Genomic DNA, 19563 nt, shown 5'->3' with positions numbered 1-19563 from the left:
TTGGAAGGTCTGATTTTATGATTATGCATCAATTCTTGCATAAACTGCATTTTTCTCGATAAATTCTCTCCTCGGCGGAACTTCGTCTCCCATCAGCATAGAGAAAGTTGAATCTGCCTCAACAGCGTTATCAATCGTTACTTGCTTCAGAATCCTGTGTTCCGGATTCAGAGTTGTTTCCCAAAGCTGCTCAGGATTCATCTCTCCAAGACCTTTATAACGTTGCACTTCTACGCCTTTTCCATCAGGTGACATTTCTAAAGTAAACTCTTCACGCTCCTTTTCGTTGTAAGCATATTGTTTCTTATTTCCTTTCTTTAGCAAATACAAAGGTGGTTGGGCGATATAGATATATCCGTTCTCAATCAGCTCTTTCATATATCTGAAGAAGAAGGTTAGAATCAACGTCGAAATGTGGGAACCGTCGATATCGGCATCGGTCATAATGACGATTTTGTGATATCTTAATTTGGCCATATTCAACGCTTTGGAATCTTCTTCTGTTCCAACAGAAACACCAAGCGCTGTGTAGATATTCTTGATTTCCTCATTATCATAAACCTTGTGAAGCATTGATTTCTCAACATTCAGAATCTTACCTCTCAGTGGAAGAATCGCCTGGAAATGACGGTCACGGCCTTGTTTTGCCGTTCCACCTGCGGAATCTCCCTCAACCAGAAAAATCTCGGATTCAGCCGGATCTTTTGAAGAACAGTCAGATAATTTCCCTGGCAACCCAGAACCACCCATCGGCGATTTTCTCTGAACCATCTCACGTGCTTTCTTCGCAGCCTGTCTGGCTTTTGCCGCTAAAACAACTTTCTGAACAATTGTTTTTGCCTCGTTTGGGTTTTCCTCCAGGAAATTAGTCAGCATTTCACCCACGATTTTATCAACCGCGCCAGAAACTTCTGAGTTACCCAACTTCGTTTTAGTCTGACCTTCGAACTGAGGTTCCATTACCTTTACAGAAACCACTGCTGTCAAACCTTCGCGGAAATCGTCACCTGTAACTTCTACTTTTTCTTTTGCAGGAAGTCCTAACTCATCGGCATATTTTTTCAAAGTTCTTGTCAAAGCTCTTCTAAAACCTGCCAAGTGTGTCCCACCTTCATGGGTATTGATATTATTAACGTAAGAATGCAAGTTCTCGTTGAAAGACGTGTTATAACGCATCGCTACTTCCACAGGAATATCATCACGCTCACCTTCCATAAAAATCACGTGCTCCATTATAGATTCGCGGTTTCCGTCGATATATTCAACAAACTCTTTTAATCCGCCTTCCGAATGGAACACTTCTGATTTGAAAGAACCGTCTTCCAGTTTTTCTCTTTCGTCGGTTAACGTAATTGTAATCCCTTTATTAAGATAAGCCAACTCTCTTAATCTGGTTGCCAACGTATCATAATTGTAAACTAATTCAGTAAAAATAGAATCATCCGGCTGGAAAAACTGTTTCGTTCCTCTGTAATCGCTGTTGCCTATCTCTTCAACCCCAGTTTGTGCTTTTCCTCGGGAATAAACCTGCTGATAAACATTCCCATCTCTGTAAACAGTTGTAATCATTTCGTTGGAAAGTGCGTTAACACAAGAAACCCCAACCCCGTGAAGACCTCCGGAAACCTTGTAGGAATCTTTGTCAAACTTACCACCGGCTCCGATTTTGGTCATTACAACTTCCAGCGCGGACTTCTGTTCTTTCTCGTGAAAATCGACCGGAATACCACGACCGTTATCCATAACTTCGATCGCATTACCTTCTTTTATCGCGACAGTGATTGTATCACAATATCCGGCTAAAGCTTCATCGATAGAGTTATCCACGACTTCATAAACCAAATGGTGGAGACCTCTGACTCCTACATCACCAATGTACATCGAAGGACGCATACGAACGTGCTCCATTCCTTCCAATGCCTGAATACTACTTGCTGTATATTGTTTTTGACTCATATTATTCTTATAATCAGCACTTAGCCGATAATTTTACAAAGTGTTATTTCTATTAAAATGCTCACAAATATCGTGAAAAAATTCGAGATATGAAAGCTAAAAAATGGGTTAGTTTTCAACAGCAATGCAAATAAAAAAGCGAACTACACGGTCCGCTTTTAATTTATATCCAATGAGAAATTAAACCAGTTTCATCAACAAAACCTCATCAATTTTCTCAACTTTCACCAAATTATTTTTAGTTAAAGTTTTAGAAGCCTTGTCCCATTTTTTACCGGAAAGCTGAGAACGATTTTTTACTTCATTCAGTTCCATTGCCTCTTCCTGTGAATTAAGGATTTCAAGAATCACTTTTTCATCTTCTCCCAATTCAACTGCCGGAGTTTTTTTCTCAGGTCTCATTTGCGGGAAGAAAAGCACTTCCTGGATTGATGGATTGTTAGTCAGGAACATAATTAATCTGTCCATACCGATTCCTAAACCAGAAGTTGGCGGCATTCCATATTCCAAAGCTCTAAGGAAATCTTCATCAATAAATTGCCCAGCTTCATCATCCCCTTTTTCTGATAATAATAATTGATGCTCAAAACGTTGTCTCTGGTCGATTGGATCATTCAATTCCGAATAAGCATTCGCGATTTCTTTTCCACAAACCATTAATTCGAAACGCTCTGTCAAACCTTCTTGACTTCTATGTTTTTTGGTCAATGGCGACATCTCAACAGGATAATCTGTGATGAAAGTCGGCTGAATGAAGTTTCCTTCACACTTTTCTCCGAAAATCTCATCAATCAGTTTTCCTTTACCCATTGTTTCATCAACCTCGATTCCGATAGATTTTGCAAAATCAAATAATTCCTGCTCAGATTTTCCAGTGATGTCAAATCCTGTATATTTCAGAATCGCTTCTGTCATAGAAACTCTTGGGTAAGGTGCTTTCCAGCTGATGGTGTGTTCCCCGAAAACGGATTCCGAAGTTCCGTTGACCGAAGTCGCACAGAATTCCAACAATTTCTCCGTGAAATCCATCATCCAGTTGTAATCTTTGTAGGCCACATAGATTTCCATTGCCGTGAATTCCGGATTATGTGTTCTGTCCATCCCTTCATTTCGGAAGTTTTTCGAGAATTCATAAACGCCATCGAATCCACCAACAATGAGTCTTTTCAGATATAATTCGTTAGCAATTCTAAGATATAAAGGAATATCCAAAGCATTGTGATGTGTGATAAATGGTCTTGCCGCAGCTCCACCAGGAATGGATTGTAAAATAGGCGTTTCGACTTCGAAATAACCTGCATCATTAAAGAAAGTTCTCATCGCATTAAACAATTTTGTTCTTTTAACGAAGATTTCCTTCACATGAGGGTTCACAACCAAATCCGCATAACGCTGTCTGTAACGCAATTCCGCATCTGTGAAGCCATCGAAAACATTACCTTCAGCATCTACTTTTGGAAGCGGAAGTGGACGAAGCGACTTTGTCAATAAAGTGAAATTTTTCACCATTACCGTCATCTCTCCAACCTGAGTTTTGAACAATTCACCCTCTATCCCGATGATGTCACCGATATCTAAAAGATGCTTGTAAACTTCGTTATATAAAGTTTTGTCTTCACCAGTACAAATCTCGTCACGGTTAAAATAAACCTGAATCCTCCCTTCGGAATCCTGCAATTCTGCAAAACTTGCCTTTCCCTGAATTCTTCTTGACATCAAACGTCCGGCAATCACCACCTTCTTCCCTTCTTCGAAATTCTGTTTTATAGATTTGGTGGAATCAGTGATTTTGTATTCAGCGGCAGGGAATGCATCGATTCCCAGATCGGTCAATTTTTGTAATTTTTCGCGACGGATAATTTCCTGTTCTGATAATGACATTTTAATTCAATTTTTTCGAATTGCAAAAATAGTGATTTTTAAATGGTTGTGGAAGTTAAATTTTGACATAACCACAAAAGACACAAAAGGAGATTCTTTGGATTTATTTTAACGCAAAGGGTGCAAAGTTTTTTTATTTATTGAGGATATTTTAAGATTCGCAAAGTCGTAAAACTCATCAAAGAAATAAACATAAACTTTGTCATTCCGTAGGAATCTTTGTTATTTAAGCTTCTACGGAATGACAAAGTGGTATTTTTAGGAAAACCTTTATTTTGCCGGCGAATTTGCAGCCCGGCTTGAGCGGAGCTCCTTTTTACGCAACGCAGTGAAGTGAAAAGAGCGTGAGCGGAAGACGGAAAAAGCTGCCCAAAAGTTACTTCTCTTTATTCAATTTTTCTATGCCGGCTTTCACGTCCGGATGGCTCATAAATAATTTCCAAATCAAACCTGTTCTGTGATTTTCCATCATCACGGTCATTGGCGCCTGATTCAGTCCCATAAAAATCGGAGAACACCAGTTGTTATTTAAATCAAACGAATCCCGGAAACCATATTCACCCCAAAGAAAATCGCCGTAATTGAGATAGAAATTTTTCAAAACTGCCATCGATTCGGTTGGTGTATAAGGAAAAGAGGCAATTGCGCCAGTCGGAGTCAATTTGCCTGTATCTTCTCTTTCCACAGGCTCATCAGGATTGTAGCCGTTTGGTCCGTCCGAAGCTGTTAAACCCCAACCGTCTTTACCATAACCCTTTTGTTTTTTCGGATTTTCGACACAATACAGGTAATTGATTTTGGCAATATTCTGATTATTTTTGAAATAATTGGTGTATCGGTCCGTCAATCCGTGTGGGTCATATCCCATAAATGAATAATGTGCGAAAAAGAGCGGACCGCCTTTGTTGACGCCAACATCCAGTTTGATTCCGTAATAGGTATTTCCGTTAGTGTACATTGAACCTTCATCAGATTTTCCCCAATCTTTCCGGTAATCCTGAGCAATTTTATCCTGACTCGCCCAACCCGAATAATATATACTCGCCGGAACCGAATGTGTTGGTGAAGCTATAGCCATCAAATAAGTTACCATCGTCTCGTTCCAGCCAATCAGACGGTGATTGATTGTCCAAGCCTGGTCAGGCGACCAATGCCAATATAGAAATTTGCTATCCGGCGTTTGTTTGAACCAGTCCCACTCGATACCTTTCCAGAACTTGTCGATTTTTTGTCTGATATTTTTCTCTTCCGCATTGTCTTTGTTAAAATATTGATGAGCCGCTAACAACCCCTGAACGAAAAATGATGTTTCCACCAAATCGGCTCCGTTATCTCTCTTTCCGAAAAACGGTTCGGTTTTCCCCGTTTTTCCGTCAATGAAATGCGCTACTGCGCCGTGGTATTTGTCTGCTTTTTCGATGAAATTAACAATCCTAGTAAAACGTTCCACAGATTCTTTTCTTGAGATAAATCCCCGTTCAGTTCCGGCAATCAGAGCCATAATTCCAAAACCTGAAGCGCCGGTTGCAATCATATTTTGTCTTCCGTTGGTATTTTCTTTTGACAAGCCGCTTTCCGGTTCTGCGCCGTCCCAATAATAATTAAAAGACGCTTCCTGAACCATCGTTATCAGTTCTTCATCAGACATATTTTTGGTTTCAGTTGAAGCGATTTCTGATAATTTTGATTCGTTGAAAAGCTTGTCGAGGAAACTAATTTTATAGGAATATTTCTTTCCGGTTTCATTAGTGAAATCAGCAAATCTATCAATATAAGCATCCTGAATTCCGACCGGTTTGAAATCTTTTCCATTTTCGGAGCGGTAGATTTTCACATATCTGATATTATTGTCTTTGATTGGACTCCATTTCAAATCTACGTGTTTCATGTAACCTTTAGCGAATGAAATTTTTGGAATTTCAGCAATCTTCTCCTTTTCTCTTGAATCAATGAAAGCAATATCGTCTAACCAAATTTTGTTATTAGAATCAGAGTTTTCAGGCTGAGTGAAAACAATCGCTTTAACGGATTTAGGATTATCCTTCACAGAAGCATCCATATTTGAAATGTCAATCAAAACATTTTCCCACTGATTATTTTTCACCAGCTTAAAAGTAATCGGTTTCGAAAAACCGCCGTCGGTTTTCTGAAGTTTTACAGTTGGCAGAATATTAGAATCATTTTTTTCAGATTTAATCCAAAAACTTAGGAAATTGGCTTTGGTAAAGAAATCTTTTCCTCTCACATCTTCATATTCTAATGATGCTTCCCATTTTCCGTCTTTTGCATTTTTATAATCCAGCAAAAGTGAATTTCCCGCAGAATGAAATTCATTTTTATCAACCAATAATTTATTATTCTGATTTTTCACAGAAGCTGAACCTGAAGATTTTACATTTCCATAAAAGAAATTATCTTTCATCAAACTGTTTGTGAAAAAAGTATAATCATATTGATATTCCTGCGCACATAACGATGCGGAAAAAAATAGAGCAGAATATAAGATAGACTTCATAGATTTTATTTTTGAAAAGATAATCATTTTCTCCAAAAGAAGCAAGACAGTTCAAAACTGCCTTTAATCCTTATAGTCAGAGCTATAAATTATTTTGAAGATAAAATATATTGTGCCATAAATTTCGCATTTTCTTTGCTCAATCCATTGTGAGCCGGCATTGGAACATCACCCCAAATTCCTGAGCTTCCTTTGATGATTTTATCTGCCAGCAATTCTACATTCTCCGGCGTGTTTTCATATTTCGCAGCCACTTCTTTATAAGACGGGCCAATCATTCGTTCATCCACTTTATGACATCCTAAACAATCTGCACCTTCCACTAAAGACTGACCTTCAGCAATTGGGTCCGTCACAACTTTTGGTGCAGCTTCGGGTTCTTGTTTCAGAACATCTTTGTTTCCTGAATTATCACTTTTCGAACAAGCCACAATTGAGGCCAGAGCAAACGCCAGAAATAGTCTTTTCATATCCATTGATTTATCCCACAAATTTACCGAATAAGGAATTAAGACTGAATTTAAATTAGAAATAATAGGAATGATTATCTTTGCAGAATGGTAAAAATTGGCAACATAGAACTTCCTGATTTTCCGCTTTTGCTGGCACCGATGGAAGATGTAAGTGATCCACCTTTTAGAAAACTGTGCAAAATGCACGGCGCAGACCTGATGTATTCTGAGTTTATCTCTTCGGAAGGATTGATTCGTGATGCAATTAAGAGCCGCAAAAAGCTAGATATTTTCGATTACGAAAGACCTGTCGGAATCCAGATTTTTGGTGGAGATGAGGAAGCAATGGCAATGTCTGCCAGAATCGTGGAAACAGTTGAGCCAGATTTAGTGGATATTAATTTTGGTTGTCCTGTAAAAAAAGTAGTTTGCAAAGGCGCAGGTGCAGGCGTTTTGAAAGACATCGATTTGATGGTTAGATTAACCAAAGCTGTCGTGAATTCTACACATTTGCCGGTTACTGTAAAGACCAGATTGGGCTGGGATGACAGCAGTATCAATATTGATGAAGTTGCCGAAAGATTACAGGATGTTGGAATCAAAGCCTTAACCATCCACGCCAGAACACGTGCTCAAATGTACAAAGGCGAGGCGGATTGGGAACACATTTCCAGAATCAAAAGCAATCCGAATATCGAAATTCCGATTTTTGGAAATGGCGATGTCGATTCTCCCGAAAAAGCTTTGGAATATAAAAATAAATACAATTGCGACGGAATAATGATTGGTCGTGGAGCGATTGGTTATCCATGGATTTTCAATGAAATCAAACATTTTTTTGAGACCGGAGAAATTCTTCCTGAGCCAACTATTGCAGAAAGACTAGAAGCCGTGAAAAACCACGCTCTTTGGTCTGTGGAATGGAAAGGCGAACGTCCAGGAATTGTGGAAATGAGACAACATTACAGCAATTACTTCCGCGGAATTCCGCATTTTAAAGAATTTAAGACTAAGTTTCTTCAGGCTTTGACGCTTGAACAAATTGACGAAATTATTGAAGAAACGAAACATTTTTATCAGGAAAATGTTAGCTAATTTTTTTTAAACACGACGCTCGCAAGGCTTTTTTACAAAGGTCAAAAATTATTATAGTGAACTTTGTGAACATCTTTGGGTCCATTGTGGTAAATATTATTCAATCTCTGTAACTTTTAACATTTAAATTCCAACTTATCAGACCTCAAATAATTAAAAATGAAAAAATTATTACTTCTCTCCATATTAATCTCCGGAGTTTCACAGGCTCAGTTTTTTGAGAATGCAAAACCGACCAAAATCGATACGCTAAAAGGCTCTAATACAGAATTCAGGAACTTTTGGGATGTTAAGAAATATGATATTGTCCTGGAACCGAACTTTGAAGCGAAAAGTATCAAAGGAAGTAATAAAATCAGTTTGACAATTGAGAAAGATGTCAGAAACCCGACTTTTCAAATCGATTTACAAAAGCCAATGAAAGCCGATAAAATATCGGCCAGCTTTCCAATTGCCGAGAAAAAAATTGACGGAGATTTTATTTTCCTGACGACAAAAAAGAATTTCAAAAAAGGAGAAAAATATACAATTGATATAGATTATTCGGGTAATCCTCAAATTGCTAAACACGCACCTTGGGACGGCGGCTGGATTTTCACAAAGGATAAAAACGGAAATCCGTGGATGACTGCGGCTGACGAAGGGATTGGTGCGAGCATTTGGCTTCCTGTAAAAGATATCTGGAGCGATGAGCCTGATAACGGCATAACGTTCAAAATCATCACACCAAAAGACCTTGTTGGCGTTGGCAACGGAAAATTAATCAAAGAAGAAAATCTGGGCGATAAAAAATCCTGGCTTTGGGAAGTGAAAAATCCGATTAATGATTATTCCATTATTCCATCCATCGGGAAATATGTCAATTTCAAAAATACTTTCAACGGCGAAAAGGGAAAACTGGACCTGGATTATTGGGTTTTGGATTATAATCTCGAGAAAGCAAAAAAACAATTCGAGCAGGTAAAACCAATGTTGAGCGCTTTCGAATATTGGTTCGGACCATATCCTTTCTATGAGGATTCTTACAAAATCGTGGAGTCACCGCATCTGGGAATGGAACATCAAAGCAACGTCGCTTATGGAAATAATTATGGCAACGGCTACCTTGGAAGAGATTTATCAGGAACGGGTGTCGGGCTGAAGTGGGATTACATTATCATCCATGAGTCGGGACACGAATGGTTTGCCAACAATATCACAGCCAAAGACCAGGCCGACATGTGGATCCATGAGAGTTTCACGATGTATTCTGAGCCATTGTTTGTGGAAAAATATATGGACAAAGACTCGGCTGACAAATACATCCAGGGTGTTCGCCAAATGATTGCCAATGACAAGCCAATCATCGGAACGTACGGCATCCGGAATGAAGGCAGCGGCGATATGTATCCGAAAGGTGCGAATATGATTCACACAATTCGCCAGGTGATCAATAATGATGAGAAATTTCGCCAGATTCTGAGAGGTTTAAATAAAGATTTTTATCATCAGACTGTGACCACACAACAAGTAGAAGATTATTTCATTCAAAAATCCGGAATTGATTTGAAGTCGATTTTTGACCAATATCTGAGAACTGTTAAAATTCCGACTTTGGAGTATAAACAAAACGGAAATCAATTGACTTACAGATGGACAAACGTTGTTCCTGATTTTAAATTACCGATCAGACTGGCTGACGAGCAAGAACTGAAACCAACTGAACAATGGCAAACCACGACTTTAAAATCAGACAAGCCTGTTGAGTTTAATAAGAATTATTACGTGATTTATTCGAAACAATAAGTTATTAAACGAAAAGACCTGTTCAAATTTGAACAGGTCTTTTTTCAGCAATATATGATATTATTGATTTTCTATTTTGGAACTTTAAATAACAAAATCATAGCCCAAATCTGTAAAATAGTTTGTACAATATTAATTATCCCTAAGACTAAATCATTCTTAAGGTTCTGAACTATAAAAGGCAAGCCGATTATTCCAAAAAATAAAAGTACCGCAAGAACATACTTCATCCATACTGCTCCTTTACTTACAAAATAACCAAGTACGAAGACGAAACCTACAGAAATTATTGCAATGAATATTTTCAAGCCATTATCTAAAGTCTCGTATTTCCAAATTAAATTTCCGATTCCCAAAGCACCAGAAAGGTAAATTAAATCCGCAGCTTTTTTATAGTTTGGAGAAATCTGAGATTCTTGATGATTTTCGTTCATTTATAATATTTTTTAAAATCAAATATAGTGTTACTGCAGAAAAAAGCCAACAAAAATACTGCTGGCTTATCACTTATTGATTATGATTGATCATTCATTAATTATTCCCACTCAATCGTTGCTGGCGGTTTTGAACTGATGTCATAAGCCACTCTGTTGATTCCTCTAACCTCATTGATGATTCTGCTGGAAACGGTATCCAAAAACTCGTAAGGCAATCTGCTCCAGGTTGCCGTCATAAAATCAATTGTGTTGGCAGAACGGACAACGGCTGTATATTCATAAGTTCTTTCATCACCCATTACACCAACGGATTTTACCGGAAGAAGAACCACGAATGCCTGAGAAACTTTCTCATACAAATCATTTTTATATAATTCTTCGATGAAAATATCATCAGCTTCCTGCAAGATTCTAACTTTTTCAGCATCAACTTCTCCCAAAACTCTGATTCCCAAACCTGGACCAGGAAACGGATGTCTGTAAACCAACTCGTGTGGAATTCCCAACTCCTCGCCTACTTTTCTCACCTCATCTTTGAACAATTCCCTCAAAGGTTCCAACAATTCGAATTCCATTTCTTCGGGAAGCCCACCAACGTTGTGATGAGATTTGATAACTGCAGAAGGTCCTTTCACAGATTGTGATTCGATAACATCCGGATAGATAGTTCCTTGTGCCAAGAATTTCGCACCTTCGATTTGTTTTGATTCTTCATCAAAGACGTGAACAAATTCGTTACCGATGATTTTACGTTTTTCTTCAGGATCACCTACTCCTGCTAATTTGGATAAGAATCTTTCGGAAGCATCTACCATTTTGATGTTCATATGGAAATGTTTGCCGTAATTTTCCATTACTTTTTTGCCTTCGTCTTTTCTCAAAAGTCCCGTATCTACGAAGATACAATTCAGCTGGTCGCCGATGGCTTTATGAATCAAAACTGCAGCTACGGACGAATCAACACCTCCAGACAATCCAAGAATCACTTTTTGATCGCCTACTTTTTCTTTGATTTCGGCAACGGTTCTCTCGATGTAATTTGTTAGTTTCCAGTTTTTGTCAGCTTTACAAATTCCGAATACGAAGTTCTCCAGCATCTTTCCGCCTTCTTCAGAATGCGAAACTTCCGGGTGAAACTGTACGCAATAGATTTTTTTCTCAGGATTTGAAATCGAAGCGATAACACCTGATTTTGCATTGAGTTCAAAACCTTCCGGTAATTCTGCAACCTCGTCAAAATGGCTCATCCAAACGATGGAATTCTGATAGACACCTTTCAGTAATTCGTTTTCTTTTACAATTTCAAGGTGAGCTTTTCCATACTCGCCTTTTTCTCCTTTGGTCACTTTTCCGCCCAAAAGATGAGCTGTTAATTGCATTCCGTAGCAGATTCCTAAAACCGGAATTCCTTGTTCATACAATTCTTTTTCTACAAGGTGCGCATTTTCTGCGTTCACAGAACTTGGACCGCCGGAAAGGATGATTCCTCTTGGTTTTTTCTCAAGAATTTCTGCTAATGGTGTGTTGAATGGTACTATTTCCGAATAAACTTCCATTTCACGGATTCTTCTTCCAATGAGTTGATTGTACTGTGAACCGAAGTCTAAAATGATAATTCCGTTTTGCATATAATGTTGTAATATTTTTTAAAATTGTGCATAAATAAAAGTTCTTTTGAACGGATAAAAAACCGGCGAAACTGTAAAAACTTTTCTAAGTTCTTCTTTATAATCCTGTTTGTACTGATTTTTCAATTCATCCGGCAGTTTTTCAACAAACGGAATCATTGCTGTTCCTGAAGCCCAGTCAAAAACGGCATCTGCATCTTTCATAATGTGCGGATAAACTTTTTCGAAGACATTGATTTTTCTACCTTCGTTGTCTGACAAAATCTTGGCATAATCTTCTATATTAAGAACCGAATATTTTCTTTTCCAACCATTGAAATGTTTCTGATAAACCTCGTGTTCCGCAACGACAGACAATAACTGATGAACTATGAAATTGTGATTCGATGGAACTTGTACGGCTAATTGCCCATCGGGATTCAGTTTTGAAATCAGTTTTGGAAACAACTCCTGATGATTATCACACCATTGCAAAGAGGCGTTGGCAAGAATTAAATCAAATTTATCTTTCAATTCCACCTGCTCCTCTACGCTTCTTTGAAAAAACTGCAATCTTTTTGTTGCGTATTGCTCTGCTTTTTGAAGCATTTCTGCAGAAGAATCGATGCCGATGATTTTTGAATTTGGAATAAAATCTAAAAGTCCAGAAGTCAATTCGCCAGTTCCGCAACCTAAATCGATAACAGACATATCAGATTCTATTTCAATCAGTTTTATTAAATCAAAATATGGTGCTGAACGTTCTTTCTTAAACTGGTCATATATATCCGGATTCCAAGGCATTTTTTAGTAATTAATGATTAATTGTTAATTATGAGTAGACACTTCGACGAGCTCTGTGTGCCAAATCTAATACTGAATTGCAAACTAGCCCCGATTGCAACGGCATCCTTTTTTGTCATTGCGATTGCTGACTTGTTCAACAGATTGCTTCACTTCGTCCGCAATGACAAAAAAGATATAGTGGAAAGCGGGAAACAGCTTCTAAAAAAAAGAGACATTGGTCGCCCAACATCTCTATATATTTAGAATTTCGCAATATCGTCTCGGTAAAATCCGTAGTCAAAATCTACTGCAATAGCATCCTCATAGACTTTTTTGCGTGCTTCTTCGAAAGTGTCTCCAAGCGCTACCAAGTTAAGAACTCTACCTCCCGTAGAAACGACTCTGTCTCCTCTTGAATCTGCACCAGCATAAAGCAACGTGCTTCCCTTTACTTTTTCTGCCCCTGTAATCTCAAAGCCTGTCTCGTGATTCTGAGGATAACCTCCCGAACAAACCACAAGACAAACTGCTTTTTTATTTTTAAATTTCAGTTCCAGCTCCTTACCGTGAAGACAATCCTCGATAACATCTACCAAATTGTTCTCTAACAACGGTAAAAGCACCTGAGTTTCCGGGTCACCCAATCTCATATTATATTCCAGAAGATAAGTTCCGCTTTTTGTCACCATTAATCCGAAGAAAATAAATCCTTTGAAGCTAAGACCTTCTTTTTTAAGACCTTCAACAGTTGGATTCATAATATTCTGAACAAAGTCCTGAAAATGCTCATCCGTGAATTCCGGACTTGGCGCTGCAGAACCCATTCCTCCTGTGTTTGGGCCTTTGTCTCCGTTTCCGACTTTTTTGTAATCTTTTGCAGGAATAAAAGGGAAAATCTTTTCACCGTTGGAAACACCGATGATGGATGCTTCGAAACCTTGCAAAAATTCTTCGATAATAACCTGAATCCCCGCATCGCCAAAGATTCTTTTGATCATAAAATCGTGAATTGTACCTTCTGCATCTTCGAGATTTTCAGCTATAACTACGCCTTTCCCGCCAGCTAAACCACTTGCTTTGATTACCAAAGGAAACTTTTGTTTCTGTAAATATTCCTTAGCTTCTGCGTAAGAATCAAATGTTACGGATTGTGCCGTTTTGATTCCGTAAGTTTTCATAAACTTCTTAGAGAATGCCTTGCTGCCTTCCAATGAGGCTGCTTTTTTTGCAGGACCAAAAACCTTGAGGTCAACTTTTTTAAACTCATCCACGATACCTTCTACAAGAGGTGCTTCAGGACCAACAATAGTCAAATCTACCTTGTGTTTGATTGCAAAATCTCTCAGTGCAATGATGTCGGTTTCGTTGATATTTTCTCCCAGTTTTTCGGTAGTGGCATTGCCAGGTGCAAAGTACATCTTCGTAATTCTGTTGTCTTCGCTTAGCTTGGTAGCCAAGGCAGAAGCACGTCCACCGTTTCCTACAATAAGTAATCTCATATTATGTTTTCAGTTTAACTTTTTAAAGTGCCAAATTTAAGATTTTTTGAGGACAAATCTTATACCGAGTCTGATGTATTTTTCTTAAAAGTTTATTAAAAAATTAAGATTGTGGTAATTGCATTGGAACTTCCATTAACAATATTTCGGAATTTTCTTCAGCTTCTAGCACAAAATTTTCTGTATCCCAGATCCCAAGACCATCTCTTTCATCAAGGATTTGGTCGCCGATTTTTGCCTTTCCTTTGATGACAAAAACATACACGCCATTTCCTGATTTATGGATGTTGTATTCCTTAGAAAAACCTTTGTCAAATCTTGCCAAACTGAACCATGCATCCTGATGAATCCACACACCTGCATCATCAGCATTAGGAGAAAGAATCTGCTGAAAATCATTCTGTACAGATTGTTCCTCGATGTTGATTTGATCGTATCTTGGTGTAACATCAGTTTTGTTTGGAATTACCCAGATTTGTAAGAATTTGACAGGTTGTTCGGTGGCGTTTTCCTCGCTGTGCATAATTCCGGTTCCTGCAGACATCACCTGGATATCGCCTTTTTTGATAATTCCGGAATTACCCATATTGTCGCCGTGTCGCAAATCGCCTTCCAAAGGAATCGAGATGATTTCCATATCGCGGTGCGGATGTCTCCCGAATCCCATTCCACCTTCTACAAAATCGTCATTCAAAACTCTGAGAACACCGAAATGCGTTCTTTCCGGATTGTGATAATTGGCAAAACTAAAAGTGTGATGACTTTTTAACCAACCATGGTTAGCATAACCTCTGGTGTCTGATTTGTGATATACTGTTTTCATTATAAATTGATTTTAATTGTTAGGCTTTTTTGTTGATACAAATTTCCAACTTTGAAAACTCTTACACATTGACGTAGGATAAGAACGAAAAATCCACCGATTTGGTGGATTTAATATTTAGACACTTCAACAAGTTCAGTGTGACAATTCCGTATGAAATTAGAAATGAACCTGCTGGATTTCTTCTTCGATTTCTTTTGGTGTTTCATCATCTGATTTGATGAAAATCATCGTGACAACTGCACCAATCAGCATACAGATTCCACCAACAACAATGTAATCAATTGCCATTTTTCCAAAAACATTGGAAACAATTGGGCCTCCGAAAATCCCGTTGATGATTTGAGGAATGACGATAAAGAAATTAAAAATTCCCATATAAACACCCATTTTTCTTTGGGGAATCACTTCAATCAACATCGCATAAGGCATTGCTAAAATACTTGCCCAGGCAAATCCCAATCCTATCATAGAAATCCAAAGCAACGATGTGTCCTTAATAAAATACATCGAAATCAATCCCAGTCCTCCTGATAACAAAGCCAAAGCGTGTGTTTGTTTTTTGCCTAAGAATTTGGCAATCGGTGTTAATAAGAATGCAAACGGAATCGCCCAAAGATTGTACATCCCAAATAATTTTCCGGTCAAATCCCCGGCATTATTAAAAGCTTCCGAGTGTGTATCTTCCGGAGACAACCCAAAGTGATGTGTAGCCAAAGCACTTGTGGTGAAAACCCACATCGTAAACAGTGCAAACCAAGAGAAAAACTGAACGACGCCCAATCTTTTCATCTGAGTAGGAATGTTCGCAAAATCTTTGAAGATGTCGCTAAATCTAGAAGGTTCTTCCACAATTTCTTTTCCGTCTTCAAAAGCTGCAAACTCTTCAGGTGAATATTCTTTCGTCGTCAGAATCGTGTACAGAATAGTCAACAGTAAAAATCCGGCACCAATATAAAAAGAAAAAATCACGTTATCTGCTACAAAACCTTCTGGTGCAACATTCGAGATTCCCAATCTGGTTAACCAATCAGGAAGATAAGAACCGATTACAGCTCCAATTCCTATCAAAATCGTTTGAACAGAAAACCCAATCGTTCCCTGATGTTTTGGAAGCATATCTCCGACCAGAGCCCGAAAAGGTTCCATTGCCACATTGATAGATGCATCCATCATTGCCAGGAAAATCACGGCTAGTAATAACACATTGGCTGCAATAAGATGAGTCACAGAAGCGGCGTTTGGAAGGAGAACCAATCCGATGGCACATAAAACTGCACCAATCAAAAAATAGGGTTTTCTTCTTCCCAATGGACTCCACGTGTTATCTCCCATATGTCCTATAATGGGTTGAACAATTAATCCTGTTACTGGTGCAACCAACCAAAACCAAGACAACTCGTGAACATCAGCGCCAAGATTTGCTAAAATTCTACTGGCATTTCCGTTCTGTAAACCGAAGGCCATCTGGATTCCCAAAAATCCCATACTCATATTGATAATCTGAGCGATGGAAAGATTTGGTTTAACTTTTTTTGTCATTTATTTTTAAGGTATTTATATATTATTTTAATTTCTGAATCAAAGCATCCTCGATTGGCGTTTTGATTTTGGTGACTTCATCAACAACTTCATTTGGAACTGTTACCGACAGAACGTATTGCTTTACTTTCCATTTTCCACCGATTTTTTCAACAACACCAGAACCTCTGCAGATTTTCATTTGTGTATCCAAAATCTCATCAAACCAAGCATAATTTCCGTCTTTGCTGAAATAAATATTTCGTTTTAGAGATTTGAAATTCCAAGTTGTTTTCTTATCAAAAAATGGTTTTGCCCAATCTTTGAATTCTTTTTTGTTCCAAACTTCCGTGGCATCTGTCCCGATAAAAGTTGATTCTTCTGCAAAACAATCAAAATAATTTTTATAATCTGCATTGGCAGCAAATGTATTGAAATCGTCCAGTAATTTGCTGATATTCTTTTTCTGCACATTCTCGTAAAATCCCTTTTTCTGGGCAAAGGCTGAATTAGAAAACAATAACAGAAAAAAGAAAAATCCAAATAATGTATATTTTTTCATAATTAAATATAGTTTAATTCATTCTAAAATTAATAATTATCAGAGCAGAAAAATATGCTGAAAATCATTCCCAAATTAAAAGCTGAATGGCAAACAATTGAACATAATAAAGAGTCTGTTTTTCTTCTGCATATATAAAATAAAACACTGACTAAAAACATACTGATTACCCAAATCAGAGTTGGAATCGTAAAAAGTTTCCATTCATTATTGATAAATACTAATCCGAAATGAGAAATATGAGTCAGAGCAAAAGCAGAACTATCAATTACTGACGCTTTCTTATCTCCAAATGATTTAGCAAAACTCGAATGAACAATGCCTCTGAAAATAATTCCTCTCCAATTGGACTAAAAATCATTCCTGTAACTGCCATTATTACGAACATTATCAATTTATCATTTTGTTTTATATCTGCCGGAATATTATATGATTTCCCAATATAAACATACCAATTTTCAAACGAATTTTGATAAATTAATTCTCCTAAATAATAAAGAACTAAGCTAAAAATCAGACCTGAAATAACAGCAAAAATTAACCAGCCATAATTACTTGGTTTTGTTAATCCAATTACTTTTCGACCATATCTGCTCAGGAAAATGAATGGTGCAATTGCGGAAACTGTCATTATCATACCAATGTATTTGTAATCTGAAGTTTCATTAGCATTTAAAACCAAAATGAATCTAGGAATACAAATAATTAGAATAAGGAAAAGTCCAAACTTCCAATTGAATGTGAATAATTTTTGCCAGAATGGTTTTAGTTCAGTTTCCATTAGATTTTATTTCAATTCCAAAATTAATGAAGATTTTGCAGGAACAGATAGATTGGTTTTCAAATCAAAATCTTTGTCCGAAATAATATCTTTCCCCGTTGTAAAATTCTTTAATCCTTCGGAAAAACGCTTCAAATCCAGATTTTGAGCTTCTTTGTTGTTATTGATAACAACCATTACTCTTTTGTTATCGGTATAACGGAAATAAACATAAACGTTATTTTTTGGTATGTAATGCAAAGTTTTTCCAGTGTGAACCGCTTCGTTTGTTTTTCTCCAGTTCAGAAGTTTTTTGGTGTAATCGAAATATTCATTTTGAGAAGCTGTTCTTCCTGATTTTGTGAAGGCATTGTTCGTATCGCCAGCCCAACCACCTGGAAAATCTTTACGGATTTCGCCATCGCCGCCGTTGTTTTTGTCGCCAGCCATTCCGATTTCGGAACCATAGTATAATTGAGGAATTCCACGAATGGTCAAAATCAAACTCATTGCTAATTTGTAATCTTCAACTTTCGGAAAAATCTGATTAAATCTATTCGTGTCGTGATTCTCAGCAAAAACCAACAGATTATTGATATTCGGATAAAGAAAATCATTCGCCAGATTGTCATAAACTCTCTGCATTCCAGAATCCCAGCCAGAATCTTCACGGAAAACCTGACCAAGAGCGTCGTGAAGTGTAAAATCCATCACAGAAGGCAAATAAGAATTATAACCTTCTATCGCTGCAATTTTGGAATCCTTCTGCCAATAAGACATCTGCGCCTGGTCGTGCATCCAAACTTCGCCTACAATATTGAATTTCGGATACTCATCGGTGATTCGTTTTGTCCAATCTGCAATTCCTTTTTTATCGTTGTAAGAATATGTGTCCACACGGAACCCGTCCAGACCTGCATATTCAATCCACCAGATTGCGTTCTGAGCCATATAAGTTACAACCATTGGATTGCTTTGGTTCATATCCGGCATTGTCGTATCAAACCAGCCATCCATACATGCTGCTTCATCAACTTTCGCAGCGTTGGTATCAAACTGCGTTGTCATTCTGTAATTACTCCTTTGGAAACCATTTTCCTGTCCGTTCCAATAATGAATCCAATCTTTTGAAGGCAAATCTTTGATAATCCAGCTTTTTGAACCCCAGTGGTTGGTCACATAATCCATTACGAGTTTCATTTTTCTTTTATGAAGTTCATCAGCGAGGTTTTTGTAATCCTCGTTGGTTCCGTAACGTGGGTCGATTTTGTAGTAATCGCTTTGCGCATAACCGTGATAAGAATAGGAAGGTTCATTATCTTCCAGTAAAGGCGTGTTCCAAATCGTGGTAACACCTAATTCCTGAAGATAATCCAAGTTCTTGACGATTCCGGCAATATCTCCACCGTGTCGACCACCGGTTTTGCTTCGGTCAGCTTTTTCAGCCGTGTCTGGTGTGTTGTCGTTTTTCGGATTTCCGTTCGCAAATCTATCAGGCATTATCAGATACATGACATCCGAAGATGTGTAAGAATCTCTGTTCGCTGAATTTTGTTGTCTTTGCCTAAATTCGTAATCAATAGTTTTAACGGTTTTGTTTCCGTTTTTGAAGTTCAGTTTTGTTTTTTGTGGCTGAACGCCGTTTGTGTCAATGGTTACGAAAAGGTAATTCGGGTTTTCAACTTTTTTGACTTCTTTGATTGTGATTCCGCCTGAGAATTCGGGTTGGAGATTTTGAATATCTTTTCCGTAAACTAATAATTGAAGTTCAGGGTTTTTCATTCCGCTCCACCAAAATGCAGGCTCTACTTTTTGAACCTGAGAATAAAAGATGGAGGAAAGTATGATTGAAGAAAATGTGATTATTTTTTTCATAGTGTAAAT

16 protein-coding genes are annotated in these 19563 nt (G+C 37.8%); 2 read left to right on the top strand and 14 right to left on the bottom strand.

The genetic code is table 11. From position 1 onward, the window contains the following. Positions 1 to 21: 21 nt before the first annotated feature. The 4 genes from gyrB to QOL71_RS09615 form a co-directional block, all read right to left on the bottom strand. Positions 22 to 1956: a DNA topoisomerase (ATP-hydrolyzing) subunit B gene (gene gyrB, locus QOL71_RS09630; protein WP_120214683.1), complete on the bottom strand. Its 1935-nt coding sequence runs from the start codon at positions 1954 to 1956 to the stop codon at positions 22 to 24. Between the two features lie 180 nt (positions 1957 to 2136). Next, complete coding sequence (gene lysS / locus QOL71_RS09625) at positions 2137 to 3837, bottom strand: lysine--tRNA ligase (RefSeq protein WP_283416719.1); 1701 nt, start codon at positions 3835 to 3837, stop codon at positions 2137 to 2139. A 376-nt stretch (positions 3838 to 4213) separates the two neighbouring features. Further along, positions 4214 to 6352, bottom strand: a complete 2139-nt coding sequence (locus QOL71_RS09620) for a glucoamylase family protein (protein WP_283416718.1) — start codon at positions 6350 to 6352, stop codon at positions 4214 to 4216. A gap of 89 nt (positions 6353 to 6441) precedes the next feature. Then, complete coding sequence (locus QOL71_RS09615; protein WP_283416717.1) at positions 6442 to 6822, bottom strand: c-type cytochrome; 381 nt, start codon at positions 6820 to 6822, stop codon at positions 6442 to 6444. A gap of 87 nt (positions 6823 to 6909) precedes the next feature. Here QOL71_RS09615 and dusB point away from each other — a divergent pair, with 87 nt between their 5' ends. Continuing rightward, on the top strand, positions 6910 to 7899 hold the full coding sequence (gene dusB, locus QOL71_RS09610) for a tRNA dihydrouridine synthase DusB (protein WP_283416716.1): 990 nt from the start codon (positions 6910 to 6912) through the stop codon (positions 7897 to 7899). A gap of 159 nt (positions 7900 to 8058) precedes the next feature. Next, on the top strand, positions 8059 to 9684 hold the full coding sequence (locus tag QOL71_RS09605) for a M1 family metallopeptidase (RefSeq protein ID WP_283416715.1): 1626 nt from the start codon (positions 8059 to 8061) through the stop codon (positions 9682 to 9684). A 71-nt stretch (positions 9685 to 9755) separates the two neighbouring features. Here the strand turns inward: QOL71_RS09605 and QOL71_RS09600 are convergent, their stop codons facing one another. The 10 genes from QOL71_RS09600 to QOL71_RS09555 all read right to left on the bottom strand — a co-directional run bounded on the left by QOL71_RS09600 (position 9756) and on the right by QOL71_RS09555 (position 19554). Then, a complete protein-coding gene (locus QOL71_RS09600; RefSeq protein WP_283416714.1) occupies positions 9756 to 10118 on the bottom strand; it encodes a hypothetical protein in 363 nt (120 codons plus the stop codon). 101 nt (positions 10119 to 10219) lie between these two features. Continuing rightward, the gene (gene guaA / locus QOL71_RS09595; protein ID WP_283416713.1) at positions 10220 to 11749 is read right to left on the bottom strand and encodes a glutamine-hydrolyzing GMP synthase; all 1530 of its coding nucleotides are present in this window, start codon (positions 11747 to 11749) and stop codon (positions 10220 to 10222) included. A gap of 18 nt (positions 11750 to 11767) precedes the next feature. Then, positions 11768 to 12532, bottom strand: a complete 765-nt coding sequence (locus tag QOL71_RS09590) for a methyltransferase domain-containing protein (protein WP_283416712.1) — start codon at positions 12530 to 12532, stop codon at positions 11768 to 11770. A 242-nt stretch (positions 12533 to 12774) separates the two neighbouring features. Next, on the bottom strand, positions 12775 to 14013 hold the full coding sequence (purD, locus tag QOL71_RS09585; RefSeq protein WP_283416711.1) for a phosphoribosylamine--glycine ligase: 1239 nt from the start codon (positions 14011 to 14013) through the stop codon (positions 12775 to 12777). Positions 14014 to 14116: 103 nt separating this feature from the next. Then, a complete protein-coding gene (locus QOL71_RS09580; protein ID WP_283416710.1) occupies positions 14117 to 14836 on the bottom strand; it encodes a pirin family protein in 720 nt (239 codons plus the stop codon). Between the two features lie 159 nt (positions 14837 to 14995). Continuing rightward, a complete protein-coding gene (locus QOL71_RS09575) occupies positions 14996 to 16378 on the bottom strand; it encodes an MFS transporter (protein WP_283416709.1) in 1383 nt (460 codons plus the stop codon). Between the two features lie 22 nt (positions 16379 to 16400). Continuing rightward, positions 16401 to 16919, bottom strand: a complete 519-nt coding sequence (locus QOL71_RS09570) for a nuclear transport factor 2 family protein (protein WP_283416708.1) — start codon at positions 16917 to 16919, stop codon at positions 16401 to 16403. Between the two features lie 29 nt (positions 16920 to 16948). Further along, entirely contained in the window at positions 16949 to 17239 is a 291-nt protein-coding gene (locus QOL71_RS09565) for a CPBP family intramembrane glutamic endopeptidase (protein WP_283416873.1), read from the bottom strand. Continuing rightward, positions 17188 to 17700, bottom strand: coding sequence for a hypothetical protein (locus QOL71_RS09560; RefSeq protein WP_283416707.1), 513 nt, complete (start codon positions 17698 to 17700; stop codon positions 17188 to 17190). Before QOL71_RS09560 ends, QOL71_RS09565 begins: the two co-directional genes overlap by 52 nt. Positions 17701 to 17706: 6 nt before the next feature. Further along, positions 17707 to 19554, bottom strand: coding sequence for a glycoside hydrolase family 13 protein (locus QOL71_RS09555; RefSeq protein ID WP_283416706.1), 1848 nt, complete (start codon positions 19552 to 19554; stop codon positions 17707 to 17709). Positions 19555 to 19563: the final 9 nt, after the last annotated feature.

The sequence above is a fragment of the Epilithonimonas pallida genome, from assembly GCF_900182975.1.
In the GTDB taxonomy this organism is placed as follows: domain Bacteria; phylum Bacteroidota; class Bacteroidia; order Flavobacteriales; family Weeksellaceae; genus Epilithonimonas; species Epilithonimonas pallida.
Note: the sequence above shows the minus strand (reverse complement) of the source record. Positions and strands in the feature narration are given on the sequence as shown.